Consider the following 12,978-nt stretch of genomic DNA (forward strand, 5'->3'; position numbering starts at 1 on the left):
CAAGGATACGAATATGGATTTCACCAAGAACCCCGAAACCGCCGTTCTGCACTGCGGCTACCGCGCCGACCCGGCGACCAATGCGGTGGCGGTGCCGATCTACCAGACCACCTCCTACCAGTTCGAGGACACGGGCCACGCCCGCCGGCTCTTCGCGCTGGAGGAAATGGGCAACATCTACACCCGCGTCATGAACCCGACCAACGATGCCTTCGAACAGCGCATGGCGGCATTGGAAGGCGGCGCGGCGGCGCTCGCGGTCAGCTCCGGGCAGGCGGCGACGACGCTCTCCATTCTCAACATCGCCGGCAGCGGCGACAATATCGTCAGCGCGACCGGCCTCTACGGCGGCACCTGGAACCTCTTCGCCAACACCCTGAAGACCCTGGGGATCGAGGTCCGTTTCGTCGACGCTTCCGATCCGGAAAACTTCCGCCGGGCGACCGACGAGCGCACCCGCGCCTACTACGCCGAGACCCTGCCGAACCCCATGCTGAAGGTCTTTCCCATCGCTGAGGTCGCGGTCATCGGCGAGGAGCTGGGCGTGCCCCTGATCCTCGACAACACTGCCGCGCCGGTGATCTGCCGTCCCATCGACCACGGTGCCCACATCGTCGTCTATTCTTGCACAAAGTACATCGGCGGCCATGGCAACTCGATCGGCGGCGTCATCGTCGACGGCGGCCGCTTCGACTGGGAGAAGCACGCCCGGCGCTTCCCCATGTTGAACCAGCCGGACCCGAGTTACCACGGTGCGGTCTGGACCGAGGCGACGAAGCCCATGGGTCCCGTGGCCTATATCGTGAAGGCACGCTGCACCTTGCTGCGCGACCTCGGCACGGCGCTCAGCCCCTTCAACACCTTCAACTTCATCCAGGGTCTGGAGACGCTGCCTCTGCGCATGCGCGAGCATTGCAGGAACGCCCAGGCGGTGGCCGACTACCTGGCCGGCCACCCGCTGGTCAAGAAGGTGATCTATCCGGGCATGAGCGCTTCCGATTCGCAGGAGCGCGTCGAGCGCTACCTCTCCGGCGGGCGCGGCGGCCTGGTCGGCTTCGAGTTGGAGAACGACGACCCCGAGGCCGGCGCCCGCTTCATCGACTCGCTGCAGATGGTCTATCACGTGGCCAACATCGGTGACACGCGCACTTTGGCCATCCATCCTGCCAGCTCGACGCACCAGCAGCTCAGCGCCGAGGACCAGCTCGCCACCGGGGTGACGCCGGGCTACCTGCGCCTCTCGGTCGGCATCGAGAATATCGAAGACATCCTAGCCGACATCGGCCAGGCCCTCGACGCCACCGCCGACGCCAAGGCGGCAGCGGCGTAACTCCTTCGGCGCCGCTTCGTCCGACAGGATGGCGCCTCTCCAGGAAGGAGGGGCGCCCTTTCTTTTCGCTCCCCAGTCAGGCTGGCCCGGGCTTGACCTGACGGCCGCTTCGGCCAATCCTTGTCCACGGTCATGCGGTCAGGACTGGGGAGGCAAGAGATGCGCATTTCAGAGGAAACCAAGGGCGTCTACATCATCTCGGCGACGCCTTTCGCCGAGGACGGAACGCTGGACCTCGCCAGCACCGACTCTCTGGTCGATTTTTACCTCAGAAGCGGCGTCCATGGCATGACCATCCTGGGAATCATGGGGGAAGCGCCGAAGCTGACCCCCGAAGAATCGGTGACCTTTCTGACCCGGGTCCTGGACCGCGCCGCTGGCCGGCTGCCGGTTATCGTCGGGGTCAGCAATGCCGGCCTCGACAACCTGGCCCGCCTTGCCCATACGGCCATGGACAAGGGGGCGGCCGGGGTCATGGTGGCGCCCTTTCCGGGGCTGAACACCGAGGCCAAGGTGTTGAGCTACTTCGCCCAGGTCTGCGACGCCTTGGGCGCGGACGTGCCGCTGGTCTATCAGGACTACCCTCAGACCACCAACGCGCCGGTGTCCGTGGCGACGCTCAATACCTTGATCGACCGCCATCCGCAGATGGTCATGCTGAAGCACGAAGACTCGCCGGGCCTGGCCAAGATCACCGGGCTGCGCCAGAGCGCAGAGAAAGACGGGCGGCGTCGCATCTCCATCCTGGTCGGCAACGGCGGCATTCATTACCCGCAGGAACTGGCGCGCGGCGTTGACGGCGCGATGACCGGCTTCGCCTTTCCGGAAATGCTGGTGCAGGTCTATGGCCTCTTCACGGCCGGTAAGCAGGCTGCGGCGGAAGATCTCTTCGACGCTTATCTGCCTCTGGTGCGCCATGAGCTGCAACCGGGGCTGGGTCTTGCCCTCCGCAAGGAGGTGCTGCGCCGCCGCGGCGCCATTGCTTCCGCCAAGGTGCGCGCGCCGGGGCCGAACCTCTCCGCCGAGGATCAAGCCGAGCTCACACACCTGATCGACCGCCTCGAAGCGCGGCTCTCCACCCTCGGGCTCGCGGCGTGAGCGATTACGACCTGATTGTCCGCGGCGGTACGCTTGTCACCGCCAGCGAGAGCTTCGCCGCCGACATCGCGGTGAAGGACGGACGCATTGCCGCGCTGGGGAAGGAACTCGGCTCCGCCGGACGCATCATCGATGCCGGGGGCCTGCTGGTCTTGCCTGGCGGCGTCGACGCCCACTGCCATGTGGAGCAGGAATCTTCGACGCGCATCTGGACGGCGGACGATTTCTACTCCGGCAGCGTTTCGGCGGCCTTCGGAGGCACCACCACCTTTCTGCCTTTCGCCGCCCAGCATCGCGGGCAGTCTCTTCGCGACGTGGTGAAGGACGCCCAGGAACGCTGCGCGCCCAAGGCGGTGATCGACTATGCCTTTCACCTCATCATCTCGGATCCCACGGCACAGGTTCTGGGCCAGGAACTGCCGGCGCTGATCCAGGACGGATATACATCATTCAAGGTCTATATGACCTACGATCAATTGAAGATCGACGACCGGCAGATCTTGGATGTTCTCTGCGTGGCGCGGGACCACGGCGCCGTCACCATGATCCATGCCGAAAACAACGACGTCATTTCCTGGATCAGCGAACGGCTGCTTGAGCGCGGCCACGGCGCACCGAAGTATCACGCCGTCAGCCATCCGCGAATTGCCGAGAGCGAGGCAACGAGCCGCGCCATCCAACTGGCGCGTCTTGTCGATACCAAGCTGCTCATCGTGCATGTCTCGGCACCGGAGGCGGCCGATGCCATTCTTGCGGCGCGCAACGCGGGCCTGAAGATCTATGGCGAGACCTGCCCGCAGTACCTCTTCCTGACCGCCGAGGACCTGGACCGCCAGGGCATGGAGGGGGCGAAGTTCTGCTGCTCGCCGCCGCCGCGCGACGAAGCCGGACAGGCGGCGATCTGGCGCGGCCTGAAGAACGGCACCTTCCAGGTTTTCTCCTCCGACCATGCGCCTTACCGTATGGACGAAAGCGGCAAGCTGAAGCATGGGCCCAAGGCGAATTTCAAGCAGATCGCCAATGGCGTGCCGGGACTTGAATTGCGCCTGCCGCTTCTCTTTTCCGAGGGAGTCGGCAAGGGCCGTCTGACCGTGAACGAGTTTGTCGCGCTGACGTCGGCCAATCCTGCGAGAATCTATGGCTTGCACCCGCGCAAGGGCAGTCTCGCCGTCGGGGCCGACGCCGACCTGGCGCTCTGGGACCCGGCCTGGCAGCGGCGCGTCACATACGATTTGCTGCACGACAACGCCGGCTATACGCCCTACGAGGGCATGACCCTGACCGGCTGGCCGCGTTTCGTGATCTCCCGCGGGCGGGTGATCGTGGAGGAAGAAGCTTTGCAGGCGGAGCGCGGTTCGGGCCTGTTCCTGGACCGGACTCCGGAGATCGAGGCAGCGGGTCATCGGGAGCCGGAACTCGATCCGGCCCGCAACTTCGGCGCGGAGCTGCTTTAGGCATGCGCCAACGTATCGTCATCGTGAATCCCAACTCGACCGCGGCGGTGACCGAGGGCATCAGCGCGGCGGTGGCGCCGCTGCGCGCCGCGCAAGGCCCTGAGATCGACTGCGTGACCCTGGAAGAGGGGCCGCCGGGGATCGAGACCCAGGCGCAGATCGACGCCGTGGTGCCGCCGCTCTTGGCGCGGCTGAAGCGGGAGGCCGCCGACGCCTCGGTGATCGCCTGCTTCAGCGATCCGGGCCTTCAGGCGGCACGGGCAGAGACCGGGCGGCCGGTCTTCGGCATCGCCGAGAGCGGTTTCCGCAAGGCCCTGACCTTGAGGCCGCGCTTCGGCATTCTCGCCATCCTCGAGGCGTCGTCGGTCCGGCACCGGCGCTACGTTGCCGCACTGGGCCTGTCCGAGAGTTTCGCCGGCAGCCTGCCCTTGGACCTGGGCGTGCTGGAGTTGCAGGACCGGGATCGCACCTTCGGCCGTATGGTCGACGTTGGCCGGGCGCTCCGGGATGACAAGGGCGCCGAGGTTCTGGTGCTGGGCTGCGCCGGGATGCCGCAATACCGCGACGACCTGGCGGAAGAACTCGGCCTGCCGGTTGTCGAGCCCTGCCGCACCGCCGCCGAGGCGGCCCTGGCGGCGCTGCAATCGGCGGGGGCTGCGGCCCCCTGAGCTTTGTGCTAGAAACGCCGGCAACACCCCTAACTGAGCGTTTCGAGGAGCCGCGATATGAGCGAAAGGCTTTGGAAAGTCTATCTTTCCGGCGAAATCCATTCCGACTGGCGCGAGCAGATCGCCGAGGGCGTGGCCGAGGCCGGCCTGCCGGTCCGCCTCGATGCGCCGATCACCGTGCACGAGGACAGCGACGACTGCGGCGCGGTCATCCTGGGCGAGGAGGAGAATCCCTTCTGGCGCGACCAGAAGGGTTCGCGCATGAACGCCATCCGCACCCGCACCCTGATCGCCGAGGCCGACGTCGTGGTGGTGCGCTTCGGCGACAAGTACAAGCAGTGGAACGCGGCCTTCGACGCGGGCACGGCGGCGGCGCTGGGCAAGTCGCTCATCACCCTGCACGATCCGGCGCTGACCCACGCGCTGAAGGAAGTCGACGGCGCGGCGCTGGCGGTCTGCGAGACGCCGCAGCAGGTGGTGCAGACCCTGGCCTACGTCATCCGCGGCGCACTGCCCGGCCGCAGTTCCTCCCTGGCGGCGGAGTAAGGGGAAACCTCACCCCCCCACCCTAACCCTCCCCCGCAAGGGGGGAGGGAATTCAAACGAGCGGTCGGCGAACAGCCCCCTCCCCCTTGATGGGGGAGGGATGGGGAGGGGGTGGAACACCTACCTCACCGAACTGCATGAGAATAACGCCTAAGCCGCCTTCACGTCCCGGGTCCAGGCGGCGACCTCCGCCACCAGTTGCCGCAGGTCGGCTTTCAGCTTGGCGTAGCCCGGACCGGCGGCGATCGTCGCCTCGTCCATGTAGAGAGCGCGGCTCATCTCGATCTGCAGGGAATGGCGGTTCTCCGCCGGGCGGCCGCAGGTGCGGATGATCTCCGCGCCCTTGTAGGGATCGTTGACGGCGACGCTGTAACCCTTGGCGCGCAGGCTCTCCACCACCAGGGCGGTGAAGTCCGGGGCGCAGCTCTCGCCCTCCAGGTCGCCGATCACCATGTCGGGGCGGCGCGCGCCGGGCCCGTCCGGCGTGATCGCCGTGCCCACCGACTTCATGGAGTGCATGTCGATGTGCCAGACAGCGCCGTGGCGGGCGTGCAGGCGGTCCAGCGTCTCGCTGAGAGTCTGCCGGTAGGGCCGCCAGCAGCGCTCGATGCGCGCCCGCAGACCATCCACCGACAGCGGCCCGGCGAGCAGCGGCTGGCCGTCATTGGTCTTGGCGCGGAACAGGCCGATGCCCAGCGCGGTCTTGGGGCCGGGGTTCAGCGGCTCGTGCCAAGTGCCGTCGATCAGCGCCGGGTCGATGTCGTCGAGGCGCCGGTTCGGGTCGATATAGGCGCGCGGGAAGCGGGCGGCCAGCAAGGTCGCGCCCTCCAGCGGCGCCTCGCCGACCAGGTCGTCGACCATCCAGTCCTCGGCGCCGCGTAGCACCGGTTCCGACACCCGGGTCCGGAAGTCGGCGGGATAGACGCGGCCGGAATGGGGCGAGTCGAGGAGCAGCGGCGCTTCCTGCCCCTCGGGCAGGCGGAGGTCGTAGGCCCTTTCGTCGAAGGGGGCGGCGCTCTCGGTCATGGTCAATCGTTCAGGTGGCAGGCGGACCAGCGTCCGGGGGCGATTTCCCGCAGAGCCGGCCGTTCGGCGCGGCAGCGCTCCGTCGCGTGGGGGCAGCGCGGATGGAAGTGGCAGCCCGGCGGCGGGTCGAGGGGCGAGGGGATCTCGCCCTTGACCGGCTGGTAGTCGCGCTTGCGCAGTTCGATGCGCGGCACCTCGGACAGCAGCGCCTGGGTGTAGGGATGATTGGGGTCGTCGAAGATGTCCTCGGTGGCGGCGATCTCCACCACCCGGCCCAGGTACATGATGACGACCCTGTCGGCGATGTGCTCCACCACCGAGAGGTCGTGACTGATGAAGAGGTAGGTGAGATCCAGGTCCTGGCGCAGGTCCATGAAGAGGTTGATGACCTGCGCCTGGATCGAGACGTCCAGGGCGGCGATGGCCTCGTCGCAGACCAGGAAGCGCGGCTTCACCGCCAGGGCGCGGGCGATGCCGATGCGCTGGCGCTGGCCGCCGGAGAACTGGTGCGGGTATCGGCGGCGGAAGTCCGGGTCCAGGCCGACGCGCAGCATGACCTCGGCAACGTAGTCGCCGACCTCCTTGCGCGGCACCAAGCCGTGCACCAGGGGCGCCTCGCCGACGATGTCCTCGACGCGCATGCGCGGGTCCAGGGAGGCGAAGGGGTCCTGGAAGATCATCTGCACCGCCAGGGCGGTGTCCCGCGCCGTGACCTTGCCGTCGTTCCAGACCGGCTTGCCGTCGAAACTCAGGAAGCCCTCGCTGGGAGGCAGGATGCCGGCGACCATGCGTCCGAAGGTCGACTTGCCGCAACCGGACTCGCCGACCAGTCCGAGGACTTCGCCGGCGCCGATGGAGAGGCTGACGCCGTCGACCGCGTGCACGATCTCCTCGTGGATCGAGGAGCCGAGGCGCTGAGCGATCTTGCCGGCCAGGTCGAGACGCTTCACGAAGCGTTTGCTGACGTCCCGGGCCTCCAGGATCATACGCCGCTCCGCGGGGCTCCGGGCCGGATCGCTCGGGTGGGGCGCGCTCATGACAGCACCTCTTCCAGGGGTTCGTCATGGGGGTGTACGCAGCGCACTTCGCGGCCCTTGCTGGCCGCGTGCACCGGGGGCTCTTCCAGACAGCGGATGTCGGCGCGCGGGCAGCGGCTGCGGAAGGCGCAGCCTTCGGGCAGGTTCAGCAGCGAGGGCGTCATGCCGGGAATCTGGAAAAGCCGCCCGCCGCGCCGGTTGCGGCTGGGCACCGAGCCGATGAGGCCGACGGTGTAGGGATGCGCCGGCTGATCCAGCACCGCGTCGATGGGGCCCTGCTCGACCACGCGGCCGGCATACATGACACAGATATGGTCGGCCAGGCCCGCCACGACGGCCAGGTCGTGGGTGATCCAGATCATCGCCGTGCCGGTCTCGCGGCAGAGGGTCTGGGCCTCGTGCAGAATCTGGCCCTGGATGGTGACGTCCAGGGCGGTGGTCGGCTCGTCGGCGATGATCAGTTCGGGCTCGTTCAGAAAGGCGATGGCGATGGCGACGCGCTGGCGCATGCCGCCGGAGAACTGGTGCGGGTAAGCGGCGAGGCGCTCGTCCGGCGAGGCGATGCCCACCTTCACCAGGGCCTCGCGGGCGATCTCCAGGGCGCGCGCCTTCGATACGTCGCGGTGGGCCAGCACCGCCTCGGTCATCTGGGTGTCGATCCGCAGCACCGGGTTCAGCGTCATCATGGGATCCTGGAAGATCATGGCGATCTTGGAGCCGCGCAGCTTGCGGCGCTCGCTCTCCGGCAGCGGCACCAGGTCGCGGCCCTGGAAGAGGATCTGCCCGCCGGCGACGCGCCCCGGCGCATCGACCAGCCCCAGGATGGAAAAGCCGGTGATCGACTTGCCGCTGCCGGACTCGCCGACCAGGCCCAGAACCTCGCCGGGGGCGACCTGGAAGCTGACCCCGTCGACTGCTTTGACCACGCCTTCCTTGCTGAAGAAGTGGGTCTGGAGATCTCTGACTTCGAGCGTCGGCGTGGTCATCGGCACAGCCCCCTCATCGCCTTAGCCGGGGATTGAGCACGTCGCGCAGTTGGTCGCCGACCAGGTTGATGGCCACGATGGTGACCACCAGGGCGACGCCGGGGAAGAAGGCGACCCAGTACCTGCCCGAGAGCATGTAGTCGTAGCCGTTGGCGATCAGCAGGCCCAGCGAGGGTTCCGTGATCGGCACGCCGACCCCCAGGAAGGAGAGGGTGGCCTCCAGCGCGATGGCGTTGGCGACCTGCACCGTGGCCACCACGATGAGCGGGGGCAGGCAGTTGGGCAGCAGGTGGCGGAAGACGATGCGCCGGTGGGAAAGGGCGAGGCAGGTCGCCGCCTCGATGTATTCCTTGCGCCGCTCCACCAAGGCGGTTCCGCGCACCGTCCGGGCATAGTAGGCCCACTGCACGGTGATCAGCGCGATGACCACCTTGTCGACGCCCTTGCCGAGCACGGCCAGGAGGATCAAGGCGATGAGGATCGCCGGGAAGGAGAGCTGCAGGTCGACGACGCGCATGATGACGGCGTCGACCTTGCCGCCGAAATAGGCGGCCAGCACGCCGATGGACATGCCCAGGGAGAGCGCGATGAGAGTGCTCATGGCGCCGACGCCCAGGCTGAGCCGCAGGCCGAAGACGATGGCCGAGAGCATGTCGCGGCCCTGGTCGTCGGTGCCGAGATGGAAGGTCATCTCGCCGTCGAAGGTGGTTTCCCCCGGCGCCAGCATGTTGTTCATGATGTCGAGCTGCATCAGGTCGTAGGGATTCTGCGGCGTGATCCAGTCGGCGAAGAGGGCCATGAGGGCCAGCAGCAGCGTCACCAGCAGCGCCACCACGGCGATGGGGCTCTCGGTGAATTCGGCGCCGAAGCGCAACAGGGGCGAGGCCCGCCAATCCGGCCGCGTCGCCGTCGCCCTGGTTTCCGTGTCCTTCAGCGCGTCGGTCATGCCTTGGCCTCCGAAAGGCGCACTCGTGGATCGAGCACGCAGTAAAGCATGTCGACGATGAAATTGATGATGATGAACATGAAGACGGTCAGCATCAGATAGGCGACCACCACCGGGCGGTCGAGCAGGTTGATCGAGTCGATCAGCAGCTTGCCCATGCCGGGCCAGGCGAAGACCGATTCGGTCACCACGGCAAAGGCGATCATGCTGCCCAGTTCCAGCCCCAGGATGGTGACCACGGGGATCATGATGTTCTTGGCGATGTGGACCAGGACGATGCGGTGCGGCGAGAGGCCCTTGGCGCGGGCGAATTTCACATAGTCCTGCAAGGCCGCCTCGCGGGTGCCGGCGCGCGCCAGACGGATCACCAGCGAGGTCTTGAAGAGCGCCAGGTTGATCGCCGGCAGCAGCATGTGCGACAGGCCGTCGAGGGTGAGAAAGCTGAAGGGGATGCCGAAGAGTTCGGCCGTGTCGCCGCGTCCGCCGGAGGGCAGCCACTTCAGGACGACGGCAAACAGCAGGATCAGCATCATGCCCTGCCAGAAGTTCGGCAGGCTGAAGCCCAGGATGGAACCGGTCATAATGGACTTGCCGGCCAGGGAATTGGGCCGCAGTCCGGCGACCATGCCCAGCGGCACGCCGATGAAGACGGCGAAAATAAGCGCCAGCATGGCCAGTTCCATGGTCGCCGGCAGCTTGGAGAGGATGAGGCCGACGGCGTCAGTGGAATAGACGAAGCTCTTGCCCAGATCGCCCTGCAGCGCATTGCCGACGAAGATGAAGAACTGTTCCCAGAGAGGCTTGTCCAGGCCCAGGCGGGCAATGGCCGCCTCCATCTCCGCCTGATCGGCGTCGGGGCTGATCATGATGTCGATCGGGCTGCCGATCGCGTAGACGCCGATGAAGACCAGCACCGCCATGGCGGCGACCACGAAGAGGCTCTGGCCCAGGCGGCGCAGAAGATAGACGAGCATCGGCTGTGCCCTGCCGCAGTTGGCGGTTCGTCGAACCTTTGGATAAAGAAGATACCACAGCGGGGCGGAGAGTCCTCTCCGCCCCGCGTGGGAACATCAGACCGTCAGTTGGTCGGCTTCACACCCAGAGCCAGGGTGTACTGGTCCGCCCGCGGCGTGTAGGTGATGCCCTTGCGGAAGGCCCAGGGCGTCACCTCGAAATGCAACGGCAGGATCCCATAGTCGGCCATCACCACGCCGCTGGCCTGCTGCAGGATCTTCTCCCGCTTGTCGTCGTCGACCGTGGCCAGGGCCTGGTCGATGAGGGCGTCGAGGTCCGGGTTGGAGTAGCGCCCGCGGTTGGTGCCGCCGTAGCCCTTGTCCTTGTTGCGGGTGGCCACCAGCGCGCGCAGCGGCGAGGACATCTCGCCGGTGCCCGAGCCCCAGCCGGCCAGGTACATGGAGAACTCGTACTGGTTCCGGCGCTTGAAGAAGGTGCTGGCGGTGACTGCATCGACCTGGGTCTCGATGCCGACGCGGGTCAGCATCTGCGCGACCGCCTGGGCGACCTGGGCATCGTTGATGTAGCGGTCGTTCGGCGAGCCGATGGTCAGGCCGAAGCCCTCGGGGTAGCCCGCCTCGGCGAGCAGCTTCTTGGCGGCGTCGGGATTGTATTCCTCCGCGCCGGCGCCCGGAGTCGAGCCGAACATGCCCGGCGGCAACAGCTCGCCGGCCGGCACGGCAACGCCGCCCATGATGCGTGCCACGATGGCATCGCGGTTGATCGCCATGGAGACCGCCTTACGCACCCGCACGTCCTTGAAGGGGTTCTTCTCGGTGCCGGTGACGCCCGGGGTCGGCTCCTGCTCCTGATCCATGTGCAGGTAGATGACGCGGTTGGAAAGTCCCTGGGAGACCTGGAAGCCTTCGTTCTTGATGCGCTCCAGGTCCTGCAGCGGCGGCTTGTCGATCATGTCGACGTCGCCGGCCAGCAGGGCGGCGACGCGCGGCCCGTCGCTGGTGATCGGCCGGAAGGTGACCGTGGCCCAGTCGGCCTTGCCGCCCCAGTAGTTGTCGTTGCGTTGGAAGACGATCTTGTCGCCGCGGCTGTACTCGCCGAACTTGTACATGCCGGTGCCGATGGCGGCCTTACCGGTGTTGAAGTCGTCGGTCTTCGGGTAGTCGCCGGTGCCGCTGCAGCCCTCGCGGCCGAAGCCGATGTCGCCGGTCACGCCGTTGGCGGCGGCCGAGAGCACGCCCCAGGTCGAGACCTCGACCGGCAGCAGCGGGTAGGGCCCGTCGGTCTTGATGATCAAGGTGTGCGGATCCGGGGCCTGCATGTCCGCGATGGCCTTGGTGTAGACCGTGAAGGATGAAGGGCTGTTCTCCACGTTGGGAATGCGGCAGACGGTATAGATCACGTCCTTCGCGGTGAAGGGCGAGCCGTCGTGGAAGGACACGCCTTCGCGCAGCTTGAATTCCCAGGTGGTGTCGTCGAGCGGTTTCCAGGATGTCGCCAAGCCCGGCTGCAGACGCTGATTTTCGTCCTGCAGCACCATCGACTCGAAGACATGGCGCCGCATGGCGTTGTTCGGGCCGAGATTGTGATAGTGCGGATCCAGGGCCGAGGGCTCGGCCGATGCGCCGATGGTCAGATCCTGCGCGGCGGCGGGTGATGCCAGCACCGGTGACACCAAGACGGCGGCCAGAGAGGCCGCGCAAAGCAGAGTACTCTTTCGCATGAGTTCGTTCCCCGTAAGACGTTGATGCGCCTGTTCCTGTCTCCCGTGGCGGGCCGCCGCCCACCCGGAAATCGCTCTTGGACCCTTCCCATCACTCGACGGCGGGACCTTCCTGGGTATAATGCGAGTGTCTAACGAGGCTGTCAAAGCGAAATGCCTATTCCAGGCTTGAACGTATTCGCTCAGGCAAAACGTAGCATTAGGGTCATAGAGGCTATAACAATTTGTTATGAGCTATGCTCTCGATTCGCAAGCCTATCCGGAGGGCCGGCGTTTGCCGACGCCCAGAATGATGGAGGCTTTCCAGGCGGTTATGGAGGCGGGATCCGTGAGTGCCGCGGCGCGCTACTTGGGCGTGTCCCAGCCTGCCGTCAGCCGCCTGCTGCGGCAGTTTGAGGAAGAGCTCGGCTTCTCGCTGTTCCTCCGCGCCAAGGGCAAACTCACCCCGACTCCGGAAGCCCACCGCCTCGCCGTCGACGTCGGGCAGGCGCTGGACGGCATCGAGCGGGTGCGCCGCTCCGCCGCTGATGTGCGCCGTCACGGCACGGAGCGCCTGCGCATCGGCGTCACGCCGATGCTCTACGAGGCGGTCGTTCACCGGCTGCTGGACGGCTTTCTCCTCGAGCACCCGCATCTGGTGCTCACCATGGAGACCGGCCTCACCGAGATGATGATCGACTGGCTGCTGCGCGACCAGGTGGAACTGGCCTTCGCGTCCCTGCTGGAAAGCCATCCCGGCATCGATGCCATCCCGCTGATCGAGACCCATTCGGTGGTCCTCATGCCGCCTGGCCATCCGCTGGCCGCCAAGCGCGCGATCGGCGTCGAGGATCTGGCCGAGGTACCGCTCATCACCATGACCCGGCGCTATCCGTCGCGCCACCGTATCGAGCAGATGTTCCGCCGCGCCGGGGTGCCCATGCGCCTGCGCGCCGAGACCAATCTCTCCGGCACCATCTGCGACATGGTGCGCCTGGGCCAGGGCGTCGCCATATTGAACGCGCTGTCCTGGGGCGGAACCGGCCGCGGCGACCTGGAGGCGCGGCCGCTGACGCCGCGCCTGATCAATCGCTACGGCGTGCTGCATCTCTCCGACCGCGGCTTCTCCGGTCCGGCCCAGCAACTCCTCGCGGCGCTGCGCGCCTATCTGGCCCAGTCCATGGGCAACGTCTATCTGGGTGAGGGATGACAT

Annotated in this window: 12 protein-coding genes; 6 read left to right on the forward strand and 6 right to left on the reverse strand. The window is 66.8% G+C overall.

Going from position 1 to position 12,978, the window contains the following annotated elements; all coding sequences use genetic code 11:
* Nucleotides 1–13: 13 nt before the first annotated feature.
* The 5 genes from AAFN88_RS08995 (at nt 14) to AAFN88_RS09015 (ending at nt 5,096) form a co-directional block, all read left to right on the forward strand.
* Nucleotides 14–1,330, forward strand: a complete 1,317-nt coding sequence (locus AAFN88_RS08995) for a PLP-dependent transferase (RefSeq protein ID WP_347519946.1) — start codon at nt 14–16, stop codon at nt 1,328–1,330.
* Nucleotides 1,331–1,489: 159 nt separating this feature from the next.
* Nucleotides 1,490–2,428: a dihydrodipicolinate synthase family protein gene (locus tag AAFN88_RS09000; RefSeq protein WP_347519947.1), complete on the forward strand. Its 939-nt coding sequence runs from the start codon at nt 1,490–1,492 to the stop codon at nt 2,426–2,428.
* Nucleotides 2,425–3,882 carry a dihydropyrimidinase gene (gene hydA, locus AAFN88_RS09005; protein ID WP_347519948.1) on the forward strand — a complete coding sequence of 486 codons (1,458 nt, stop codon included), beginning with the start codon at nt 2,425–2,427 and terminating at the stop codon, nt 3,880–3,882. Before AAFN88_RS09000 ends, hydA begins: the two co-directional genes overlap by 4 nt.
* Before the next feature lie 2 nt (nt 3,883–3,884).
* Nucleotides 3,885–4,550, forward strand: coding sequence for an aspartate/glutamate racemase family protein (locus AAFN88_RS09010; RefSeq protein ID WP_347519949.1), 666 nt, complete (start codon nt 3,885–3,887; stop codon nt 4,548–4,550).
* 57 nt (nt 4,551–4,607) lie between these two features.
* Nucleotides 4,608–5,096, forward strand: a complete 489-nt coding sequence (locus tag AAFN88_RS09015; protein WP_347519950.1) for a YtoQ family protein — start codon at nt 4,608–4,610, stop codon at nt 5,094–5,096.
* Nucleotides 5,097–5,246: 150 nt separating this feature from the next.
* Here the strand turns inward: AAFN88_RS09015 and AAFN88_RS09020 are convergent, their stop codons facing one another.
* The 6 genes from AAFN88_RS09020 to AAFN88_RS09045 all read right to left on the reverse strand — a co-directional run bounded on the left by AAFN88_RS09020 (nt 5,247) and on the right by AAFN88_RS09045 (nt 11,786).
* Nucleotides 5,247–6,122 carry an N-formylglutamate amidohydrolase gene (locus AAFN88_RS09020; protein WP_347519951.1) on the reverse strand — a complete coding sequence of 292 codons (876 nt, stop codon included), beginning with the start codon at nt 6,120–6,122 and terminating at the stop codon, nt 5,247–5,249.
* 2 nt (nt 6,123–6,124) lie between these two features.
* Nucleotides 6,125–7,159, reverse strand: coding sequence for an oligopeptide/dipeptide ABC transporter ATP-binding protein (locus AAFN88_RS09025; RefSeq protein WP_347519952.1), 1,035 nt, complete (start codon nt 7,157–7,159; stop codon nt 6,125–6,127).
* Nucleotides 7,156–8,145: an ABC transporter ATP-binding protein gene (locus tag AAFN88_RS09030; RefSeq protein WP_347519953.1), complete on the reverse strand. Its 990-nt coding sequence runs from the start codon at nt 8,143–8,145 to the stop codon at nt 7,156–7,158. The genes AAFN88_RS09025 and AAFN88_RS09030 overlap by 4 nt, the downstream gene beginning before the upstream one ends.
* A gap of 13 nt (nt 8,146–8,158) precedes the next feature.
* A complete protein-coding gene (locus AAFN88_RS09035) occupies nt 8,159–9,091 on the reverse strand; it encodes an ABC transporter permease (RefSeq protein WP_347519954.1) in 933 nt (310 codons plus the stop codon).
* Nucleotides 9,088–10,065 carry an ABC transporter permease gene (locus tag AAFN88_RS09040; protein ID WP_347519955.1) on the reverse strand — a complete coding sequence of 326 codons (978 nt, stop codon included), beginning with the start codon at nt 10,063–10,065 and terminating at the stop codon, nt 9,088–9,090. The genes AAFN88_RS09035 and AAFN88_RS09040 overlap by 4 nt, the downstream gene beginning before the upstream one ends.
* Before the next feature lie 104 nt (nt 10,066–10,169).
* Nucleotides 10,170–11,786: an ABC transporter substrate-binding protein gene (locus AAFN88_RS09045; protein WP_347519956.1), complete on the reverse strand. Its 1,617-nt coding sequence runs from the start codon at nt 11,784–11,786 to the stop codon at nt 10,170–10,172.
* A gap of 274 nt (nt 11,787–12,060) precedes the next feature.
* On the opposite strand from AAFN88_RS09045, the gene AAFN88_RS09050 reads away from it, so the two are divergent.
* Complete coding sequence (locus AAFN88_RS09050; RefSeq protein ID WP_347519957.1) at nt 12,061–12,975, forward strand: LysR family transcriptional regulator; 915 nt, start codon at nt 12,061–12,063, stop codon at nt 12,973–12,975.
* The last annotated feature ends 3 nt before the right edge of the window (nt 12,976–12,978 follow it).

Source organism: Pelagibius sp. CAU 1746, assembly GCF_039839785.1.
Lineage (GTDB): Bacteria > Pseudomonadota > Alphaproteobacteria > Kiloniellales > Kiloniellaceae > Pelagibius.

Bases quoted from the DNA above. Each gene is read 5' to 3' on its own strand.
- AAFN88_RS08995 (WP_347519946.1), top strand. From the start codon at position 14: ATGGATTTCACCAAGAACCCCGAAACCGCCGTTCTGCACTGCGGCTAC.
- AAFN88_RS09025 (WP_347519952.1), bottom strand. From the start codon at position 7,159: ATGAGCGCGCCCCACCCGAGCGATCCGGCCCGGAGCCCCGCGGAGCGG.
- AAFN88_RS09030 (WP_347519953.1), bottom strand. From the start codon at position 8,145: ATGACCACGCCGACGCTCGAAGTCAGAGATCTCCAGACCCACTTCTTC.
- AAFN88_RS09010 (WP_347519949.1), top strand. From the start codon at position 3,885: ATGCGCCAACGTATCGTCATCGTGAATCCCAACTCGACCGCGGCGGTG.
- AAFN88_RS09040 (WP_347519955.1), bottom strand. From the start codon at position 10,065: ATGCTCGTCTATCTTCTGCGCCGCCTGGGCCAGAGCCTCTTCGTGGTC.
- AAFN88_RS09000 (WP_347519947.1), top strand. From the start codon at position 1,490: ATGCGCATTTCAGAGGAAACCAAGGGCGTCTACATCATCTCGGCGACG.
- AAFN88_RS09015 (WP_347519950.1), top strand. From the start codon at position 4,608: ATGAGCGAAAGGCTTTGGAAAGTCTATCTTTCCGGCGAAATCCATTCC.
- AAFN88_RS09020 (WP_347519951.1), bottom strand. From the start codon at position 6,122: ATGACCGAGAGCGCCGCCCCCTTCGACGAAAGGGCCTACGACCTCCGC.
- AAFN88_RS09035 (WP_347519954.1), bottom strand. From the start codon at position 9,091: ATGACCGACGCGCTGAAGGACACGGAAACCAGGGCGACGGCGACGCGG.
- AAFN88_RS09045 (WP_347519956.1), bottom strand. From the start codon at position 11,786: ATGCGAAAGAGTACTCTGCTTTGCGCGGCCTCTCTGGCCGCCGTCTTG.